Here is a 19,497-nt window from a genome sequence, read left to right as displayed (position 1 = left end):
TCTACTTCATTTTTGGCTTTCTTTCGTCAAAACGTACAACCACTCACCATTACAGTCCTCATCATCACCAGTCAAGCCTTCCAGGACTCTTTCAAAAGAGAAGCCGAGCTTCTCAATGATGCGCAGCGAAGCTTTGTTGTCTGGATGTGCCTTTGCGTACAGGCGATCCAATCCGATTACATCGAAGGCATACGCAGTGAGAGCGGAGGCGGCTTCGAAAGCATAGCCGTTCCCCCAATCATCCCGCCCGATCAAATAATAGAGCTCTTTTTCCGGGGCGAGAAAATCAAGCACGCCGACACCACACCAACCAACGAATCTACCAGTAGCCTTTTCCCGTATGGCTACAGAATATTTAAAAGGCTCGTCAAAAGGAGTGTCATAGCTTTTTATCAGCCAGCGGAACAAGCCCTTGTAGTTTTCGAGAGGCATTACATCCATAGGCAGGTAGGTAAACAGCTCTGGATTTTGCATGAGTTCAAAAGATTCCATCAAATCATCCTCGACGTAGGGACGGATGATGAGACGTTCTGTTTCTACATGCATGTCTGCGATTGTTGTTTGCATGGATATGTCCCTTTCCTTTTAAGCTTGTTTAATCAAGATAAGCTCTTCCATTTCTTCACCGCGTGCTTCGGAAAAGGCTTTATCTACTCCAAAAGAAACAAAACCGTTTTTTTCCAAAACGCGAATGGATGCAATATTGTCATGGGCGACACGCGCATATAATGGACGTGCTTTGTATTGCTCTAAAAAGACAGAAAGCGCATGAGTTGCGATTCCTTTACCCCAATAGCTTTTATCAATCCAATATCCAATAGTAGGGAGGCCCAAAAATTCAAAGCACAAAATATTTCCAGCGATCTGCCCATTCAAAAGTATCGTTCTTTTTACAATGGAATGATCGTTCAATATCTTTGTCCAATGAGCATGGAATCTATCTTTGTCTGTAGGGTCCTTGACAGTAAATGCCGCCATCTCATTAGCAGTTTTGTCCAATTGCTGTTCGAAAAACACGGGGAGATCTTCCTCTGTTGCTTCTCGTAAAACAAGGGAATGCTCAAGAGAGTGCTTCACGGAAAAATACCTCCCTGGAAAAATGTTATTCTTTTTTTACTAACACTTTAATAATCATCGATACGACAGTTAGAACCAAGATGACATTTGCGATGAGCATAAAACTAGGTAGACCAAGCCTAAACAAAACGTACACACTCCTAATCGTTAGAACCTATGTAAGGGAAGAAGTTTCGTTATCCTCGTTGACCAGCATGATCGCGAATCCATCATAGCCCTTGCTGCCAACTGTTTGTACAACGGTTGCACTGACACGTTGCTCATCAGCTACTAGATCGGTGAATTGACGGACGCCTACAATATTAGGGTCCGTGCTCGTATCATCTACGACTTGACCGTTTCTCACCACGTTGTCGGTGATGATCACAGTTCCTTTGCGGGAGAGCTTCAAAGCCCATTGAAAATAGTCCGGATTTCCTTTTTTATCGGCATCAATAAAAATAAAATCAAAAGGGCCCTGATTTTCTTGGTGCAGTTGAATGAGCGAATCAAGGGCAAGTCCGACTCTTACTTCAACGACGTGATCCAGACCAGCCCGAGTCATGTTTGATTTTGCTACTTCAGCGTGCTTGGGATCATATTCCAGAGTGATGAGACGACCGTCTGCAGGAAGTGCACGGGCAAGCCAGATGGTGCTGTATCCACCGAGAGTGCCGATTTCTAAAATCGAACGTGCGCCCTGAATACGTGCTAACAGATGAAGTAGCTTACCTTGATTGGGTGCTACATCGATAGCAGGAAGGCCTGCAGCTGCATTCGCTTGAAGTACTGTGTCTAGAACGGGATCAGCTGCCAGTAATTTATCCGTAAAATAATGATCTACTGCAGTCCATTGCTCTCTGTTCATGGTCTCATCTCCTCAAGATTTTACAGGGATATCATAACACGATTAGAAACTTATGGATGGATTTTTTTGTAGATCAAAATTTTTAGGTAAGATTTTCACCTGTTACCATAATTTTCGCATAGCAAGAATGCTGATTTGGAATGATAATAGAAAAGTAATCCAAGCTAGCTAGTATAATCCAACCTTGGGGATTCTATTCCACGCGTTCGACGAAATGAAGCAGTCAAAGTCGGCGCAATTTTTTTATTCCATCTATAGGTATATATACCTAATGTTGTTCGTTGTCAACGAAAACAAAGTCCTGTATGATTAACATATTCACGTATGACATATTCGTACTACCCTGTACGCCCCAACCAAGTGCTATTGGTTGGGATTTTTTTTGCTCCATTTTTATATCCAGTCATCTCCTATCGCCTTTCGATACGTTTTTCTATATGCTTGTACGTAGGACTCGACATGTTCTTGGGGTCCGCGGTGGCTCAAACTATGCAGAGGAGCCACCGCTTTTTTCTTTACATACTTCCTCCGATCCAGGTCATGCTAGTAACAGGTGATTTAGGTCTGGAGGTGTTTTGTTTGCGCGCAACTTTAGTCGTATTGACAGTGGCTTTTGCTTTGACGGTAACGGGGTGCACGAACCAATCTGGCACGGAAACAAAGCAGAAATCGGAAGCGGAGCCCTTGTGTATGCCAGTTCCCGTTAGACATTATCAATGGGAAGAGCAAGCAAGAACGATTACAGCTAGTGTGAAAGGCATAGATAAAGTAGTCGCCGTGCAAATTGATAAAGAGCTCGACGTGGCTATTCAAGTAACGAATTTCAACCGGTTCAGGCTGGAAGCGATTCAAAAAGAAGTGGGTAAGAAACTAAAAGAAGCATTTCCGGAAGCCAATGTGCATGTGACAGCGGACAAGCGATTGATCAAAGATTTGCAAACGTTAAGTGAGGAACCATGGCCTACCGATGTAAAAGCGGCGTGCCAGAAAAAGAAATCCTTAAAAGGAATCGAAAAGAAAATGAAGGGATAGTACATTTCCCAAAACCTCACGCAGAGCATTGATCGAGTGGGGTTCTTTTGTGTTTGCTGGTCGAAATGCTCAGTATCAAACGAACATTCTGTTATCGAGTAAAAAAGAAGAACTCCCTACCTGGGAGTCTGTATAGGCTAGTGATAATCTCGATCATGATGGTGATGGTGCGCGCGCTCGCGATGAAGGTCGATGCCGCGTAATTCACCTTTTGCTTTTTCCACAAGGACTTGATAATCTCTGACCACTTCCGTCAAGGTGGTAACAGATTCTTTATAGTCGGGATCATTACAGATTCCATCTATCGCTCGATGGAGGTGATACATCTTATCTTCGGTTTTTCGGATAAATTCTACCCAATCCATTCCGTTCATAAAATACCTCCTTTCCGTCATAGGCTTTACTCCCTTGCGATAAAGTATGCAAGCTTGTAAGAGATAATAAATGATACATATTAATCTAATAATGAACTTTGGTCTTGTAAGGATAGAGCGTTCATGATAACATACCTCACATCAATCAATAGCATCAATGGACTAGACTGAGGTGTAACATATGAACGGATTAGCTAAACTGAATCGATCGCTTGAGAAAATAATGCCTATATTAACGCCGACGAGTGTTGCCATTGGCGTCATAGCGGGGCCTCACCTGCAGCCGTTTGCTTTTTTGTCTCCTTGGGTGTTTGCCTTCATGACTTTTGCTGGTAGTTTGGGTTCAGGATTTAAAGAATTCGCAAAGGTGCTGTCCAGGCCGCTCCCCTTAATCGTCAATTTGCTCATTCTACATGCACTCATGCCGTTAGTAGCGTGGTCAATCGCTCGTTTGTTTTATCCAGATGATATCCATGTTGTTACGGGCTTTTTACTGGCAGCTTTGATACCTACGGGAATAACGAGCTTCTTGTGGACCTCGATTTATTTCGGGAACATCGCGCTTACACTGTCCATTATTTTGTTGGACACGATGCTCTCACCCCTGATTGTTCCGTTAGGCATGTCCTTGTTTTTAGGGGCAACAGTCGAGATGGATTTGGCTGAACTGATGAAGGGTTTGTTTTATATGATCGTATTGCCTTCTCTGTTGGGAATGTTCCTCAATCATGTATCAAATGGCAACGTCAAGAAAACGCTGGCACCAAAGCTAGCACCATTTTCTAAGCTGGGAATGGGTGTTGTCGTTGCGATCAACAGCTCGATGGTCGCGGAATACTTTCATATGCTTGACGCCAAGCTGCTTGGGATGGCGGTCCTCGTACTGATTGTGGCGATATTAGGGTACTTGATGGGATGGGGGATAGCGAAATTGTTTGGGTGGGAACGTGATGTGATCGTCACGTTAACGTTCAACAGCGGAATGCGAAATATTAGTGCGGGTGCAGTTATGGCGATCACGTACTTTCCTGCGCCGGTTGCTCTTCCGGTTGTGCTCGGTATGCTTTTTCAACAAACACTCGCTTCCACCTTCGGAAAGTTTTTGGAGATCGTCGAGAAAAAACCACAAAATCATTCACAGGAATTATCAAGCTAAAAGCAGGGGAATCACTCCTGCTTTTTTTCGTGGGTTCAATGAACGTTGTTGCTTGTTCGTATCTTGTTCGTATATAATAGAAACAAACGTTCGTGATCAGGGTGGGTGGAACAGTGTGGATAAAGGGAATCATGAAGTAACGGATGCGGAAAGAGAGGCATTTATGTACATGCTGCGAGATTCGGCAAGAGAGAATTATCCCTTGAATGTGAGTTGGTGTGTATCCTTTGAAGGGGAGCGGGGGAATACGTGCAGTATGTGGGGAGTGGTTAAATGGGTGGACCCGAAGGCAAGACGTGTCCAATTGGCAAATCAAACAAGTAGTAAGTGGATTGAAATGGAGAAAATTATCGATGTGCACGTGTAGATGAAAGTGTGAAAAGCTTACATGGAAACGGGCTTTTTAAATGGAATTTCTAATTAATAAAGTCAAACGTTGATATTATGTCATGAAACCTAACATAAAATCACAGAAAATTCGAAAGTTTAATTGACGATCGTTGTTTTTGTGTTAGAATATATTACATAGCATGCATTCTCTCCACTTCCTACTTTGACCCAGTGATTGGGTCCTTTTTTTTGTCTAATTCCATCAATTCGGGTACGGCTTACCATCAGTTTGGAATAGTTTGCTCACCATCGCATAAAGACGACCTGACATATTAGGAAAGACGAAGGAGTATTGATTCGCTCCTTGATGAAGCAAGGCGATGGGTGCTTCCACGACATAAGGTATTTTCATGAGGTCGAGCATCTTCTTATATTCTTGAACCTTGGAATGATCGACCGTATAATAAAATGATTTGGAAAAATTCATGCGAGCACGCTCCTTTCCTATATTGTAGCATAATAGGAGACCGACGTATTAATGAACATAATAAATATTATGTAAACAAACTTTGCTTTATGGTCATTCCCAACTGAATGAACCTGTGATAAAATGTAAATCCAAATTTTTACTACTAGGAGAAAATAATGATCATTCGTGAACAACAATTTACTGTGAATGGGTTCGTGTATACAGTTCGTTCCGCAATCGAAAAAGATGCAAAAGAATTGTCCGAGCTGCGACCGCAAATTGATGGAGAGACTGAGAATTTGGACAGAGAAAGTGGAGAGGCCTTCATTGATGTGCAAGGCTTCGAACATATCATCAAGACGGATGCAGAAAAACCAAGGAACTTGTTTTTAGTTGCTGTTGTACAGGATCGGATTGTCGGGTTTTCGAGATGCGAAGGTGTTTACTTAAACAGATTTGCTCACAAAGTAGAGTTTGGTGTATGCGTCTTACAAGAGTTCTGGGGTTATGGCATTGGAAGAAATCTGTTGCAAGAATCGGTTGCCTGGGCAGATGCCAACCACATTACCAAAATGACGTTACATGTGATGGAAACGAATGAGAAAGCGATTGAGCTGTACAAAAGGTTTGGCTTTGAAATCGAAGGTGTACTCAAGAACGACAAGGTTTTGTCCGATGGCAACTACTATCACACGATTATTATGGGAAGATTCAAACATAATGAGTAGTTAAAATTTGGAGAGATCCTGTCTCGTTAGAGGAAAAAAACTCCACCAGTGCATAGCGGAGTTTTGTCGCGTGAAATATTTGTTAAACAATTGTTTAACTACTAAAGAAGCTACGGCTGGAGTGCTTTCTTTTATAATGGGAGCTGCCGTAATGGGAATGGCCGTATCGATTGCTAGAGCTGTATTTTCTCCGGCGCTTGTAATCGCTGCTGCTATATTTCCGATGTTTGTGTGAAGATGAGTGATTACCGAGTAAATTTTTCAAAAGTTTTTTAAGCATATCAATCACTCCTAGTTAGGTTGGAATTCTATTCCGTATAAGTATATACGAATATGTCTGGTAATCGTTTCATTATTTTTCTACGTTTTCGTTAAAGGCTGGACCGATCAGATCAATCCGGTTGGTCCATATTCCTCCTGTAAAGCTTGCGGGTACTCGTTTTAAATCAGTCGGTACATCGAAGCCTTGCGATACATCGCCACTACCTGCGACGAGGATGACGCGGGTCTCTTTTGCTTCCATTCTTGCCATGAAACGGTTCGGCCAACCCCAGAGCCACGGTGCAATCTGATCAGGGATATGTAGCTGTGTCTGAGCACAGGCTTCTGGCACATATCCGGACCAGCCTACTGCTATGTAGGGGATCAGGCAGCTTTTTAGTGTGGCCTTGGACATCACGCGAAGCTCGGGCATTTGCTGTTTCAATGTCTCGATTGGCTTGTCGCCGCCATAAACCGCGAGCTGTGTCAGCCGTTCTGCAGGCAAAGTAGCCAAAACATCAGCTAACGCACTACCCTCGAGCGGATCATTGCTCTTGATATGGATAAGCAACGAGCGATCAGGGAATGTTTGTAGCACATCATCAAGAGATGGCATCATGCCAATTCCTTTTCCACGGAACGGAAAGGTCTTACCCTCATCCGCTGTATAGTTGTAGCCAATATCGAGTTGCTGTAATTGGGCCAAGGTATAATCTCTCGTGACGCCAGTACCGTTTGTCCGACAGTCAAGCGTCCAGTCATGAAAAACAGCAAATCGATTGTCCTTGGTCCATTGCACGTCGAGCTCGACGACGTCCGCTCCTGCATCAAAGGCCGCTTGCATGGAAGGAATCGTATTTTCCAGGTACGGATGCTCCGGTGGATATATACGCTCCGCCGTACAAGTTTCATTGGTGATGTCCTCCATGTGAAACGTCTGTGCCATCCCGCGGTGTGCAAGTAAAAAAGGATCGCCTTGAGGTTCTTTTGCAAGATTGGAGCTGTTACCCAGAAACAATAAAACGATGACAAGAAAGGGAATCCATATGCGTTTTCGCTGGAACCATTTCTTGTGTGGTCGATCATGATGGTTAGACATGATGAGATACTGCCCCTTCCTGAAATACTGTGATCATTGTAGCAAAACGCATGAGAGGAAGGTACACCCTTTAGGATTAGGGCTAAGGGCTTGGCATCATCGGAAAAGACTGGCACAATAGATGAAAGTGATAAACGTATGTATGTAGCGCAAGGGGAGGTTCCATGAAAATCGCATTACACCAAATCGCTTATCAAATAGGCATGCACCCTACCGAGATGGCGAAGCTTGTCTACGATGGAGAAATAACTGGAGATGTACCTGACCGCAATCCCCAAGCGAAGGATGCTTGGGTTGATTTGCACTCCCTGCGGAACTTCATTCAATGGCGATATGATCAGGGGCGTTATGATCAGATGTTCTATGATAAAGCTATGCGTCACCTGAACAAAGCCATGCCAAAAAAATAAGAGCAAATAATAGGAGGAGAAACATGCAAGACTATATTATTTACTGCTTGGTTCCTAAGGCATATTGGAAAAAGCGGATCGATCAGGATCACTATTTACCAAGGGATTACGAACAGGAAGGCTTCATTCACGCAACGAAAGGGAACGAGCTGCTTGAAAAGGTAGCGAACCGCGTCTACGCACAGTTTGACGAAGAGCTGTATGTACTTGTTGTGGATGAGACGAAATGTACTTCCGAAGTCAAATACGAGGCTGCGAAGGATGGATTGCTGTATCCGCACATCTACGGACCGTTGAATCAAGATGCGATCGTGGATAAGAAACAAATGGAGCGGATAGACGGCCAGTGGCGTCTAGGAAAGTCCATCCGCTAGTCTTTACCAGTTAAACCATTTGAGTAACGCAAGCACTTCTTCGCGCTTGGCCTCAGGCAGCTTGTCTAGTCTGCGCAAAAGGAGATCGATTCTCATGCGTTGTTCGACTTCAGATTCAGGTACCTTTTGTCCCTTCATCCAGTGTCGTTTCAGTCGTACGGGATCGGTATCAGCGATGATCCGAAGCAGCTTTCTTTCCAACAAATCTAAGGAAGCCATAGGTGAAACCCTCTTTTTCTTTTCATCCGTTTCTTCCATTATAACATGGGTACATAAAGAAACCATGATTGGCGCACAATGGTAAAGGTGTTAAATAAACCTTTTGTAGGAGGCGTATGATCATGGCGAAACCGGATGACCGTTCGGACAACGCAGAGAAACTTCAAGAGATGATTTCCAATACAGAAGAGAACATTCGTGAGTCCGAAGCGTATATGGCAGCCAACGATGGCGAGATTTCTGCGGAGGAAAGAGCGAACCTCGAAGCAAAAAATCAGCGTCGTGGAGAAAGCATCGAAGGATATCGTGCAGAGATCAAGGATGAATCTTCTCAGGCTTAAAAATGTATACAAACGTCTGTCGCCAACGAAGCGTCAGGCGTTTTTTCTTGTAATCAGGTAAAAGTCGGGGGAAAGTGTAACAAAACATGATTTGTTTTGCGAAACATGGTAATCTGTAATGGTACAATTTGAATAAAGAGGAGAAAGACTATGAAACGACCAGAAGATACTCGCGTCGTTGTCGGCATGTCCGGCGGGGTCGACTCCTCCGTGACGGCTTACCTGCTCAAACAACAGGGATATGACGTCATCGGCATCTTCATGAAAAACTGGGATGATACCGATGAATTCGGCCACTGCACGGCGGAAGAAGACTTCCAGGATGTCCGGCGCGTCTGTGAACAGATCGGCATTCCATATTACACCGTGAACTTTGAAAAAGAATACATGGACAAGGTATTCCAGTATTTTTTGGATGAATATAAACGGGGGCGTACACCGAATCCGGATGTCATGTGCAACCGTGAAATCAAGTTCGGTGAGCTTCTTGCCAAGGTCATGGATCTTGGAGCAGATTATATTGCCACCGGTCATTACGCGCAGGTCAAGTACATCGATGGCGAATACAAGCTGATTCGCGGAGCTGACAACAACAAGGATCAGACTTACTTCTTGAATGTACTGGGGCAAGAGCAGTTATCCAAAACGATGTTCCCGATCGGTCACCTTCCGAAGCCTCAAGTGAGGGAGATCGCTGAGAAGGCAGGGCTCTATACAGCGAAGAAGAAGGACAGTACTGGTATCTGCTTTATTGGGGAGCGTAACTTCCGCGAGTTCCTGCAAAACTACTTGCCTGCCAAGCCAGGGAATATCGAGACCGTGGATGGAGCAGTTATTGGATCGCATGATGGACTGATGTACTATACATTGGGTCAGCGACAAGGCTTGGGAATTGGCGGAGGTCATGGCAGCAGTGGACAACCATGGTTTGTTGTCGACAAGGACCTGGAACGCAATGTACTGATCGTCGGAGAAGGCTCTGATCATATCCGTCTGTATTCGAAGAGTCTCTTGGCAACCAATGTAAGCTGGGTAAGCGATAAGAAGCCAGCGGATACATTTACGTGTACAGCCAAATTCCGTTATCGTCAGCCGGATCAAGGAGTAACTGTACACCTGCGTGAGGAAGGAACGGTGGAGGTTGTTTTTGATCAACCGCAAAAAGCCGTGACGCCTGGTCAAGCCGTTGTCTTCTATGATGGAGAAGTATGTTTGGGTGGCGGTACGATTGACAAGGTACGCTTAGTCGATAAAGAGAACTAAGATAGACGGGGGAAGCACTCGGTGGATGCGACAAAAAAATCAAAAGTGATTATCGTTTCGTTTATGGTTGGAGCCATTCTCTTAGCGGTCGTTGCTTACCTGGGGATGTCAGCGCTGGGTGAAGAGCATATGGCGGCGATTCAGAAAGTCATCAAGGAGAACGGTGGAGTTGTAGCGGAAGGTGGAGTAACAGCTGTGCCACTTGAGGAAAGTCCATTCACGGATAGTGGAAAAGGCAATACAATCTACCGTATTCACTACACGAAAGATGGGCAAACTCTGACAGCTTGGTTTCGTGCCGATAATAATTCCTCCATTAAGAAAGAGCCGGAAGCATGGATTCTTCCGTGAAACAAGGATAAACCTGACTGGGAGAGTGAGAGTATCACATGACCCAATATGATGGACTGCGTGAGCTGGCTGAACTGATTGGAAGACTCGAGCCCGATTTAGCGAGTGCACAATTAAGTATTCTTGCTCATGAAAATAAAGAGACAATCGCTACACTGTTAGTGGAAGGACTCGGGACGAAGGTTCCCGTCCAAAATAGCTCCGGTGAATATGCGAATCATTTGGCGGTTCTGCGGGTAGGAGCGAACAAGTACACCTTCGCGCAAGATTGGAGAGAAGTGTACATCAGTGAAATCAATTACTGTGCTTGCCGTATTCCTCCAGGGTCACATGGACTATTGGTTCACCATATCGATTACCCGGGCGTGATTTATGATGTCTCACAAAAACTGGCCGACCATGAAATCAATATTTCCAAGCTGAATGTGTCGCGTGAGCAAAAGGGGAAAAATGCCCTGCTCATCTCTGTGACCGATGAAGAAATAACACCGACGATTGTATCCGCCATCGAAGAGCTGCCCAAAATCACCAAAGTGTTGTCTCTTCAGTAAGAGAGCCATTACACAAACAAAAACTGCCCGTTTTAGCGGGCAGTTTTTTTCGTGGCGAACTTGATTCCCTGGCTGATTAAGACAGGCAAGACCGACGAATGATTCTCGTCAGGATATTCTTTAAAGGATGCCTTGATTTGACCATGGCCCATAGAGGACAATCGTTCGATCATCGCCAGTGATTTTTCCTTGACGAAAAAGCGGCTGTCGTTTTCCAGCTCCCCGATGGTGAGGAGAGCATGGACGTCGAGGTCCTCTGTAAGCAAGGACGGCAGCTGCAGCTCCTTCGCTAGCAGTACACTCTCATTCCAATGGATCGAGGGACTGCCTGCTATATACCGCTGGAAAGCATGTGGTCTCGACAAAAGAGCATGCAAGACTAATAAACCGCCCAGCGAATGCCCAAAAATAGCTTGTTGTGTCCGATCGATCGGGAAATCTTGTTCGATGCGAGGCTTGAGCTCAACCTCCAAAAAGTCGAGGAACTGATCTGCTCCACCCATTTGCGGCCAATCCGTGCCTTTTGGGTTGCCAGGAAGCTCCGAGACGGGAACCTCGTACGTGTAATCGTAGAAACGGGCAGGGTGGAATGGGCCGTCTGTAGAATAGCCAATCCCGACTACGATAGCGGGATACACGCCTGTTCGCTCTGGACCACGCGATTGTATCCGTATGGCTTCCGTCATCGTGGCAAAAACAGAGTTGCCATCTAGCAGGTAAATGACGGGAAACCCTGATTCCGGTGGCGTTTCTGCAGGTACACTTATGAAAATGTGATATTCACGCTCATTATATGTCATGATTTTGCTGTAGGTACGAGGAATGACAACAGCTTGATAGTCGGTGCTTTTCATAAGGGCAGCTCTCCAATCCGTCTATAGCAAACCAACACGCACAAAAACTATTATATGGACGAAAACCAGAGATTGGCAATAGTCGAAAAGGGAGAATAGTTAGTTTTCCTAAATAGCGCATACGGAGCTTGACTCCTACGATATATTGATGTAAAGTAAGTTTTACCAACTACATATTGATGCGGTAAGGTGTTTACCAGCCAGATTTGGTAGACTTAATAGGGAAGTCGGTGAGAGTCCGACGCGGTCCCGCCACTGTAATGAGAGAGTTCCATTTCAGCAGTTAAGCCACTGATCAAAGAGGATCGGGAAGGCGATAATGGAGCGATGATCCAGAGCCAGGAGACCTGCCTAACCGCTTGCACTGTATAACCTACGGGAGATAGGGAAGTGTTCGAGCGCTCAATTCGCTTTTGCGGATTGCTAGATGGCAGTCATCACGCGCATTCGGCATGTAAACGTCGGATGCGCTTTTACTTTGGCTAAAATACATACATTTAGAGTAAAACTAGCAGGATAGGATGAGGGACATGCTAATCGCTTATGATTCAAAAACAGGAAACGTCCGAAGATTCGTCAATAAAATTGATTTCCGACATGTGGAAATTGATCCAGATATGGTGTTGGAAGAGCCATTCGTTTTGATTACATACACGACGGGATTCGGACAAGTGCCAGAGAAAGTGGCAACGTTCCTGAAGCGAAATCATGTCAATCTGCGCGGCGTGTCTGCCAGCGGAAACCGCAACTGGGGTACGAGCTTTGCCAAAAGTGCGGATACGATCGCGAACCAATATGGTGTTCCGGTGATTTCCAAATTCGAACTGTCCGGTACCGGCCGGGATGTGGAACAATTTACGAGTGGGGTGGCAGCAATTGCGGCATATTGAATTGAACAACCAACTGATGCAGCGTGGCAACGACGGATTTTACCAACTGGAAAAGGATCGGGAAGCAGTCGCGGTCTTCATGGAAGAAGTAAAGTCCAAGACGATGACCTTTAACAGTGTCAAAGAGCGCATGGACTATTTAATCGAGAATGACTTCTACGAAAACGTCTATGAAACATACACAGTTGAACAGGTCGACGAAGTATTTCGTTTGGCCTATGACGCTGCTTTTCAATTTGCTTCGTACATGGCCATCTCCAAATTTTATAAAGATTATGCACTGAAAACGGACGATAAATCGATGTATCTGGAGCAGTATCCAGATCGAGTGGCCATTGTGGCCTTATCACTCGGACAAGGTAACTTCGAGCTCGCCAAGCGTTTAACCGTATCCATGATGGATCAACGCTTGCAGCCTGCGACGCCGACCTTCCTGAACGCAGGCAAAAGCCGCCGTGGGGAAATGGTCTCCTGCTTCCTGCTCGAAATGGATGATTCTCTGAACTCTATCAACTTTATTTTGGGAACTTGTATGCAGCTATCCAAAATTGGCGGCGGTGTAGCTGTGAACCTGTCCAAGCTTCGCGGACGCGGAGAGCCGATCAAAGGCGTCGAGGGCGCAGCGAAAGGTGTCATGCCAGTCCTCAAGCTGTTGGAGGATGCGTTTTCCTACGCAGATCAAATGGGGCAGCGCAAAGGCTCAGGTGCTGCGTATTACAACATCTTCGGTTGGGATATCAACGAATTTCTCGATTGCAAAAAGATCAACGCGGATGAAAAGGCACGTATCAAAACGTTGTCTATCGGCTTGATCGTGCCGAACGTTTTCTACAAGCTGGCAGAAGAAAACAAGCCGCTGACCGTTTTCGCTCCGTACTCCGTGTACAAGGAATATGGCGTGCATCTGGATGATATGGACCTGGACGAAAAGTACGAAGAGCTCCTGGCAAACGATCGCGTTAAGAAAAAGACGGTGATGAGCGCTCGCGAGATGTTGACGAAAATCGCGATGATTCAAATGGAATCAGGCTATCCGTACATCATGAACAAAACGAATGCGAACAACAACCATGCGTTAAAAGATCTCGGTTCGGTGAAAATGTCCAACCTGTGCACGGAAATCTTCCAGCTCCAGGAGACTTCGACCATCACCAATTACGGAGAGATGGATATCATTCGTCGCGATATTAGCTGCAACCTGGCTTCCCTGAATATCGTCAACGTGATGGAACGCAAAATGATCCGAGAATCCGTTCACGAAGGAATCGAAGCGATTACAGCCGTGAGCGACATGACTCGTGTTGAAAACGCACCCGGCGTTCAAAAGGCAAACCGTGAGCTTCACTCTGTTGGTCTCGGCGCGATGAACCTGAACGGTTATCTGGCAAAGAACAGAATCGCTTACGAGAGTGAGGAAGCCAAGGATTTCGCGCGTACGTTCTTCATGATGATGAACTTCTACTCCTTGGAAAAAAGCATGGAAATCGCGAAGGACACGGGCAAGACCTTCATGGGCTTTGAACAATCGGAATACGCCAAAGGCACGTACTTCACCAAATACGTGACGAACGATTACAGCCCGCGTACTGAAAAAGGAAAGCTTCTTTTCGAAGGAATGCACATTCCGACGCCTGAGGATTGGGCGGATTTGCAACAAAAGGTACAAAAGTATGGCGTTTACCATGCTTATCGTTTGGCGATTGCTCCTACACAGAGCATTTCTTACATTCAGAATGCGACTTCCAGTGTGATGCCAATCGTAGAGCATATCGAAACGAGAACGTATGCCAACTCTACGACGTATTACCCGATGCCGTATTTGTCGCAGGAAAACTATTTCTACTACAAATCTGCGTATGTCATTGATCAATTCAAAGTCATTGATTTGATTGCAGAAATTCAAGAGCACGTCGACCAAGGAATTTCGACCGTGCTACATGTGAATAGCAATATTTCAACCAGAGAGCTGGCTCGCTATTACATTTACGCAGCGAAAAAAGGCTTGAAATCGCTCTACTACACGCGTACGAAGCATTTGACGGTAGAAGAGTGCATTAGCTGCGCCGTTTAATAATAGGAAACCCAACATTTCTCTCGAATAGTAAAGGCTAGGAAAACTTTCGAGAGGGTTGGGTGTAAATGAACAAGTCGGCATCATTTTTACCAGTAGTCGAACATGTGAAAAAGACCTCGGGAACAGTTGTAGGAACGGGCGCTGCCGTCCTCGTTATCCACAAAGATCAAGTAGTCGTTGAAGAATATTGGGGAAAGCAGGGTACCGCGGCCGATGCCAGACTGGTACAAGCTGATACGCAATTTCACGTCGCATCTGTTCGGAAAAGCTATATAGGATTCGCAGTTGCGTACGCAGTACACCATGGTTACATCCACTCCATCAATGATGCGGTCACGAAGTATTTGCCCGAACTGGATTCCGATTTGCTCTCTCAAACAACAATTCGCCATCTGCTTACACATACACACGGCTTGAACCTTCTCGGAGATGAGATGATTCGTGAATTTCCTGCTGGTTCGAGCTGGTCGTATCGTAACGTCGGGATCGAGATGCTGACTCAGATCGTTTTCAAGACGACAGGAAAGACGATTGCGCAAATTGTATCTGGACAAGTATTCGAGCCGTTAGGATTGAGGGAGTCAGGGTGGTACGGGCATTTTCATGAAAGGCTGGTTGAAGTGATTCGGCTGCCAGGTGACACGAGCTGGCGAACCAGTGATAGCACCGATGGAGACCAGATGAATATGTACGTGTCCACAAGAGAACTCGCTTATTGGGGCTACTTGCATTTGAAGCAAGGAATAATTGGCGGGAAGCAGGTAGTGGAAAAGGAAATTATCGAGTTGGCTACGTCCTTGCAAAGTCCAAGTACCATCGAGAAGGATTTGCCGCAAAACGGATTTTTATGGTTTGTAAAGGATTTGCCTGCCGCCAAGACAGAAATAGGAGAAATGGTACCGAAAGGCTCCTACCAAATTCTTGGATATACAGGAGTGACACTGTTGGTTATACCCGATCATGATTTGGTGGCGGTGCGTATGTTTAACAGTTTTGGTTCTCCGCCGGGCTATGATTATTTGGCTGATGTTCGCGGCTTCGGAGACCAGATCATGCAATGTTTGGAAGAACTAGATTCATAGAAGGATCAAGCACATAGAGAAGAGGAACGCCAAATGAAAGCTGTCAATTGGAACAGGCCGGACGACGATTTTACGATGACGTTTTGGAATCAAAACATCATGCAGTTCTGGACCGATGACGAGATTCCACTATCAGATGACAAGATGTCCTGGATGGAGCTCAGTGCGACTGAACGGGATACCTATAAAAAAGTTTTGGGCGGTCTTACCTTGCTGGATACGGTTCAGGGCGGGGTAGGAATGCCGAAGATCATGGAGCATGTCGATGGACTGCAACGAAAAGCGGTTCTCGCCTTCATGGGCATGATGGAGCAAATCCACGCCAAATCTTACAGCAGTATTTTTACTACGCTGGCATCGACTGAAGAAATCGACGGCATTTTTGCTTGGGTAGAAAACAATCCGCATTTGCAAAAGAAAGCGGCTCTTATCTCCAAGCGTTATCAGGAAATCTCGACCCAGAAAGACTTGTATATGGCGATGGTAGCGTCCGTCTTCCTGGAAAGCTATCTGTTCTACAGCGGCTTCTTCTATCCGCTCTTCCTGGCTGGGCAAGGGAAAATGACAAGCAGCGGGGAAATCATCGACCTGATTGTTCGAGACGAGAGCATTCACGGACTCTATGTCGGTGTTCTCGCGCAAGAAGTATATCAACGTCTGAGTGTAGTTGAGCAAGCAGCGGCAAAAGAGGAGCTGTATGCGCTTCTGCATGAGCTGCAAGAGAATGAAGAGGCCTATACGACTTCGTTGTATACGGAAATTGGCTTGGCAGACGAAGTTCACGCCTACGTGCGCTACAACGCGAACAAGGCATTGATGAATCTGGGTCTGGACCCGCTTTTCCCGGAGGAAGAAGTGAACCCGATCGTGCTGAATGGCATTCGCACGCAAACGAAGCAGCATGACTTTTTCTCGAAAAAAGGAAATGGCTATGTCCGCACCTTGAACGTAGAGCCGTTGACGGACGATGATTTTCGTTTTTAGTATGACAAAAAATGGATTCTGTGTTACTGTATGAAAAGAATGCTGCCCTGCTTGTTAATAGGGGCACTTCAAGATAACCTTACAATTTCATATAAGTGGGAACAGGTTCTTTGGTCAGCCAGATCGACCAAGGATGAAAAGGGAAGTCGGTGAGAATCCGACACGGTCCCGCCACTGTATGAGGGGAGTCGGCACATTGATGCGCCACTGATCCAAATGGATTGGGAAGGCATGTGCAGATGATGATCCCAAAGTCAGGAGACCTGCCTGTTTCGACGACACTGCTTAACCTACGGGAGATAGGGAGGTGTTAGGATGCTGTGATCTCAGTGCTTATTTGGCATTTCTAACGTTCTTTTTGATCGTTGGAGATGCCTTTTTTATTGGGTGGATTCGAGTCATGATCGATAAAAGAATGGAGAGGAAGCTCATGAAAAGCAGCAATTTGGGATATCCACGAATCGGTAAGAACCGGGATTGGAAGAAGGCCTTGGAGGCATTTTGGGCTGCGACCATGGATGAATCGAGCCTGGTACAGCAAATGGAGCAAATCCGTCATCAGCATCTACTGCGTCAACAGGAAATAGGGGTTGAACTGATCCCGGTGGGTGACTTTACGTATTACGACCACATGCTGGATATGGCTGTGATGTTCGGACTCGTCCCGAAACGCTATGAATACGAGGGAGGTCCAGTATCGCTTCCCACATACTTCGCCATGGCGCGCGGTTCGAAGGACGCAGTAGCTTGCGAGATGACGAAATGGTTTAACACGAACTACCACTATATCGTACCTGAGTTTGGCGAACGGCAACCAGCCATTACGGAGAACAAACCTCTTCAAGCATTCTTGGAGGCTAAAGAAAAGCTCGGGATCATCGGGAAGCCTGTCATCGTCGGTCCGTATACGTTTGTCACGCTGTCCAAGGGGTATGCCAAATCAGAATTTGAGCACGTTCTGGATCAGCTCGTTCCACTCTACATTAATATTCTCCAAGAGCTGGAGCTGCATGGCGTGGAATGGGTGCAAATGGACGAGCCGGCATTTGTGCTGGATGTTTCGGAAGCTGATCGGGCTATCATTACACGCATCTATGGGCAAATCGTTCAGGCACTGCCGCATCTACAGCTGATGCTACAAACGTATTTTGAAGCGGTGGATTGGTACGAGGAGCTCGTTTCCCTGCCTGTTCAAGGCATCGGTCTTGATTTTGTGCACGGGGAAAAACGCAATCTGGCCAATCTGAAAGCATACGGTTTTCCAGAAGATAAGGTTCTCGCGGCGGGTATCATCGACGGTCGAAATATATGGCGTGCGTCCATTGATGAGAAGTGGGAGCTCGTCAAAGACATTTCCGACGTCGTTCCAATCGAAAAGCTGTGGCTACAACCATCGAGTAGCTTGTTACATGTACCTGTATCAGTTGATGCCGAGACCGATTTGCCAGAGGAAGTCATGCCCGCATTGGCGTTTGCCGACGAAAAACTAGGGGAAGTACAGCTTCTAGTCCAAGGATTCCGATATGGAAAGTACGTCATTTCAAAAGAGATTGCGCAAAATGAAGCTGATCTGCTCAAGCTGGCATTGTCCCCAGCAAGGAATCGGCAGGAAGTGAAGCTTGCTTTACGTCAATTGGCTGCTATGAAGCCTGAAAGAAACGTCTCTTACCTGGAGCGTCGAGAGATTCAACAGCATACGTGGAAGCTGCCACTGCTGCCAACTACCACAATCGGGAGCTTCCCTCAGACCTCGGAGGTGCGCCAAGCCCGCCAACAGTTTAAAAAAGGCAATTGGACAGCCGAGCAGTACGATGCTTTTATCCAGGGGCAAATCAAGGAATGGATCGATATACAAGAAGAACTCGGTCTGGATGTCCTCGTCCATGGAGAGTTCGAACGGACAGATATGGTGGAATATTTCGGCGAAAAGCTCGCTGGTTTTTTGTTCACGAAAAACGGCTGGGTGCAGTCGTATGGCTCGCGTTGCGTGAAGCCACCCGTTATTTATGGAGATGTGGAGTTTGTTTCCCCGATGACGGTCAAAGAGAGTGTGTATGCAAAATCATTGACGGACAAACCAATGAAAGGCATGCTAACTGGACCAGCAACCATTTTGAATTGGTCGTTCGCCCGGGTCGATATCACCAAGCAAGAGGTGTGCGAGCAAATCGCCTTGGCATTGCGAAAAGAAGTAGAAGCCTTGGAAGAAGCGGGCATTCACATGATTCAAGTCGATGAGCCAGCGCTGCGCGAAGGATTGCCGCTTAAAAAAGAAGAGCAGCCAGCTTATCTTGATTGGGCCGTCAGAGCATTTCGCCTAGCGACGTCCACAGTTGCTCCGAGCACCCAAATTCATACGCATATGTGCTATTGCGAATTCCATGATTTTATGGATGTCATCAGCGAACTTGATGCTGATGTGATTTCGATTGAAACATCACGCAGCCATGGAGAGCTCGTGTCTGTTTTCGAAACAGGTACGTATGACAAAGGCATCGGGCTCGGCGTATACGATATCCATAGCCCTCGAATTCCAGCTGTCTCAGAAATGGAAGATATGGTCGCACGGGGTGTACAAGTACTTCCGCCAGGTCAATTTTGGATTAACCCGGACTGCGGTCTGAAAACAAGGGGCAGAGAAGAAACCGTTCAGTCATTGCGAAACATGGTTGCGGCAACGAAGGCAATTCGGAGTCGTTTGACAGCCCAGCCGTAAAGTTGCACACCATGA

The 19,497-nt window shown here is 46.0% G+C and carries 24 protein-coding genes and 2 riboswitches; of the genes, 15 read left to right on the top strand and 9 right to left on the bottom strand.

Translation table 11 applies throughout. The features are described from left to right. Positions 1-6 precede the first annotated feature (6 nt). From AB1L17_RS15300 to AB1L17_RS15290, 3 genes are all read right to left on the bottom strand, one after another. Entirely contained in the window at positions 7-567 is a 561-nt protein-coding gene (locus tag AB1L17_RS15300; RefSeq protein ID WP_412845566.1) for a GNAT family N-acetyltransferase, read from the bottom strand. Between the two features lie 18 nt (positions 568-585). Further along, positions 586-1,077, bottom strand: coding sequence for a GNAT family N-acetyltransferase (locus AB1L17_RS15295; protein WP_412845567.1), 492 nt, complete (start codon positions 1,075-1,077; stop codon positions 586-588). A 154-nt stretch (positions 1,078-1,231) separates the two neighbouring features. Next, on the bottom strand, positions 1,232-1,924 hold the full coding sequence (locus tag AB1L17_RS15290) for an O-methyltransferase (protein ID WP_412845568.1): 693 nt from the start codon (positions 1,922-1,924) through the stop codon (positions 1,232-1,234). Positions 1,925-2,503: 579 nt separating this feature from the next. Here AB1L17_RS15290 and AB1L17_RS15285 point away from each other — a divergent pair. After that, a complete protein-coding gene (locus tag AB1L17_RS15285) occupies positions 2,504-2,956 on the top strand; it encodes a YhcN/YlaJ family sporulation lipoprotein (protein WP_412845569.1) in 453 nt (150 codons plus the stop codon). Positions 2,957-3,093: 137 nt separating this feature from the next. Here the strand turns inward: AB1L17_RS15285 and AB1L17_RS15280 are convergent, their stop codons facing one another. Continuing rightward, positions 3,094-3,330, bottom strand: a complete 237-nt coding sequence (locus AB1L17_RS15280) for a hypothetical protein (protein WP_412845570.1) — start codon at positions 3,328-3,330, stop codon at positions 3,094-3,096. Positions 3,331-3,511: 181 nt separating this feature from the next. Between AB1L17_RS15280 and AB1L17_RS15275 the strand changes: the two genes are divergently transcribed. Both AB1L17_RS15275 and AB1L17_RS15270 read left to right on the top strand, forming a co-directional pair. Next, positions 3,512-4,486, top strand: coding sequence for a bile acid:sodium symporter family protein (locus AB1L17_RS15275; RefSeq protein WP_412845571.1), 975 nt, complete (start codon positions 3,512-3,514; stop codon positions 4,484-4,486). A 115-nt stretch (positions 4,487-4,601) separates the two neighbouring features. Further along, positions 4,602-4,853 (top strand): YolD-like family protein, encoded by a 252-nt coding sequence (locus AB1L17_RS15270; RefSeq protein WP_412845572.1) that lies wholly within the window; start codon positions 4,602-4,604, stop codon positions 4,851-4,853. 225 nt (positions 4,854-5,078) lie between these two features. Here AB1L17_RS15270 and AB1L17_RS15265 read toward each other — a convergent pair whose 3' ends face one another. After that, positions 5,079-5,303, bottom strand: a complete 225-nt coding sequence (locus tag AB1L17_RS15265) for a hypothetical protein (RefSeq protein ID WP_412845573.1) — start codon at positions 5,301-5,303, stop codon at positions 5,079-5,081. A gap of 158 nt (positions 5,304-5,461) precedes the next feature. Between AB1L17_RS15265 and AB1L17_RS15260 the strand changes: the two genes are divergently transcribed. Continuing rightward, the gene (locus AB1L17_RS15260; RefSeq protein WP_412845574.1) at positions 5,462-6,013 is read left to right on the top strand and encodes a GNAT family N-acetyltransferase; all 552 of its coding nucleotides are present in this window, start codon (positions 5,462-5,464) and stop codon (positions 6,011-6,013) included. Between the two features lie 94 nt (positions 6,014-6,107). Here AB1L17_RS15260 and AB1L17_RS15255 read toward each other — a convergent pair whose 3' ends face one another. Together AB1L17_RS15255 and AB1L17_RS15250 are read right to left on the bottom strand one after the other, a co-directional pair. After that, positions 6,108-6,293, bottom strand: coding sequence for a hypothetical protein (locus AB1L17_RS15255; RefSeq protein ID WP_412845575.1), 186 nt, complete (start codon positions 6,291-6,293; stop codon positions 6,108-6,110). 72 nt (positions 6,294-6,365) lie between these two features. Beyond that, positions 6,366-7,373 (bottom strand): glycerophosphodiester phosphodiesterase family protein, encoded by a 1,008-nt coding sequence (locus AB1L17_RS15250; RefSeq protein ID WP_412845576.1) that lies wholly within the window; start codon positions 7,371-7,373, stop codon positions 6,366-6,368. Between the two features lie 164 nt (positions 7,374-7,537). On the opposite strand from AB1L17_RS15250, the gene AB1L17_RS15245 reads away from it, so the two are divergent. Together AB1L17_RS15245 and AB1L17_RS15240 are read left to right on the top strand one after the other, a co-directional pair. Next, positions 7,538-7,783: a hypothetical protein gene (locus tag AB1L17_RS15245; protein WP_412845577.1), complete on the top strand. Its 246-nt coding sequence runs from the start codon at positions 7,538-7,540 to the stop codon at positions 7,781-7,783. Positions 7,784-7,806: 23 nt separating this feature from the next. After that, positions 7,807-8,157: a DUF952 domain-containing protein gene (locus AB1L17_RS15240; protein WP_412845578.1), complete on the top strand. Its 351-nt coding sequence runs from the start codon at positions 7,807-7,809 to the stop codon at positions 8,155-8,157. 3 nt (positions 8,158-8,160) lie between these two features. On the opposite strand, the gene AB1L17_RS15235 is transcribed toward AB1L17_RS15240, so the two are convergent. Continuing rightward, positions 8,161-8,376 carry a hypothetical protein gene (locus AB1L17_RS15235; protein ID WP_412845579.1) on the bottom strand — a complete coding sequence of 72 codons (216 nt, stop codon included), beginning with the start codon at positions 8,374-8,376 and terminating at the stop codon, positions 8,161-8,163. 122 nt (positions 8,377-8,498) lie between these two features. Here AB1L17_RS15235 and tlp point away from each other — a divergent pair, with 122 nt between their 5' ends. The 4 genes from tlp to AB1L17_RS15215 all read left to right on the top strand — a co-directional run bounded on the left by tlp (position 8,499) and on the right by AB1L17_RS15215 (position 10,882). Then, complete coding sequence (gene tlp / locus AB1L17_RS15230) at positions 8,499-8,717, top strand: small acid-soluble spore protein Tlp (protein ID WP_412845580.1); 219 nt, start codon at positions 8,499-8,501, stop codon at positions 8,715-8,717. A gap of 150 nt (positions 8,718-8,867) precedes the next feature. Then, complete coding sequence (gene mnmA / locus AB1L17_RS15225) at positions 8,868-9,980, top strand: tRNA 2-thiouridine(34) synthase MnmA (protein WP_412845581.1); 1,113 nt, start codon at positions 8,868-8,870, stop codon at positions 9,978-9,980. Positions 9,981-10,001: 21 nt separating this feature from the next. Beyond that, positions 10,002-10,331 (top strand): hypothetical protein, encoded by a 330-nt coding sequence (locus AB1L17_RS15220; RefSeq protein ID WP_412845582.1) that lies wholly within the window; start codon positions 10,002-10,004, stop codon positions 10,329-10,331. Between the two features lie 38 nt (positions 10,332-10,369). Next, on the top strand, positions 10,370-10,882 hold the full coding sequence (locus AB1L17_RS15215; protein WP_412845583.1) for an ACT domain-containing protein: 513 nt from the start codon (positions 10,370-10,372) through the stop codon (positions 10,880-10,882). Between the two features lie 32 nt (positions 10,883-10,914). Here AB1L17_RS15215 and AB1L17_RS15210 read toward each other — a convergent pair whose 3' ends face one another. Further along, positions 10,915-11,736: an alpha/beta hydrolase gene (locus AB1L17_RS15210; protein ID WP_412845584.1), complete on the bottom strand. Its 822-nt coding sequence runs from the start codon at positions 11,734-11,736 to the stop codon at positions 10,915-10,917. A 170-nt stretch (positions 11,737-11,906) separates the two neighbouring features. Further along, positions 11,907-12,105: riboswitch (cobalamin riboswitch) on the top strand. Between the two features lie 161 nt (positions 12,106-12,266). Between AB1L17_RS15210 and nrdI the strand changes: the two genes are divergently transcribed. The 5 genes from nrdI (at position 12,267) to metE (ending at position 19,482) form a co-directional block, all read left to right on the top strand. Then, a complete protein-coding gene (gene nrdI, locus AB1L17_RS15205; RefSeq protein WP_412845585.1) occupies positions 12,267-12,626 on the top strand; it encodes a class Ib ribonucleoside-diphosphate reductase assembly flavoprotein NrdI in 360 nt (119 codons plus the stop codon). Continuing rightward, positions 12,613-14,697 (top strand): class 1b ribonucleoside-diphosphate reductase subunit alpha, encoded by a 2,085-nt coding sequence (gene nrdE, locus AB1L17_RS15200; RefSeq protein WP_412845586.1) that lies wholly within the window; start codon positions 12,613-12,615, stop codon positions 14,695-14,697. Before nrdI ends, nrdE begins: the two co-directional genes overlap by 14 nt. 68 nt (positions 14,698-14,765) lie before the next feature. Next, entirely contained in the window at positions 14,766-15,782 is a 1,017-nt protein-coding gene (locus tag AB1L17_RS15195; protein WP_412845587.1) for a serine hydrolase domain-containing protein, read from the top strand. Positions 15,783-15,815: 33 nt separating this feature from the next. Then, positions 15,816-16,766: a class 1b ribonucleoside-diphosphate reductase subunit beta gene (nrdF, locus tag AB1L17_RS15190; RefSeq protein WP_412845588.1), complete on the top strand. Its 951-nt coding sequence runs from the start codon at positions 15,816-15,818 to the stop codon at positions 16,764-16,766. 86 nt (positions 16,767-16,852) lie between these two features. Continuing rightward, positions 16,853-17,051: riboswitch (cobalamin riboswitch) on the top strand. Positions 17,052-17,196: 145 nt separating this feature from the next. Beyond that, positions 17,197-19,482: a 5-methyltetrahydropteroyltriglutamate--homocysteine S-methyltransferase gene (gene metE / locus AB1L17_RS15185; RefSeq protein ID WP_412845705.1), complete on the top strand. Its 2,286-nt coding sequence runs from the start codon at positions 17,197-17,199 to the stop codon at positions 19,480-19,482. The last annotated feature ends 15 nt before the right edge of the window (positions 19,483-19,497 follow it).

The sequence above is a fragment of the Brevibacillus jepli genome, assembly GCF_047229145.1.
GTDB lineage: Bacteria > Bacillota > Bacilli > Brevibacillales > Brevibacillaceae > Brevibacillus.
Note: the sequence above shows the minus strand (reverse complement) of the source record. Positions and strands in the feature narration are given on the sequence as shown.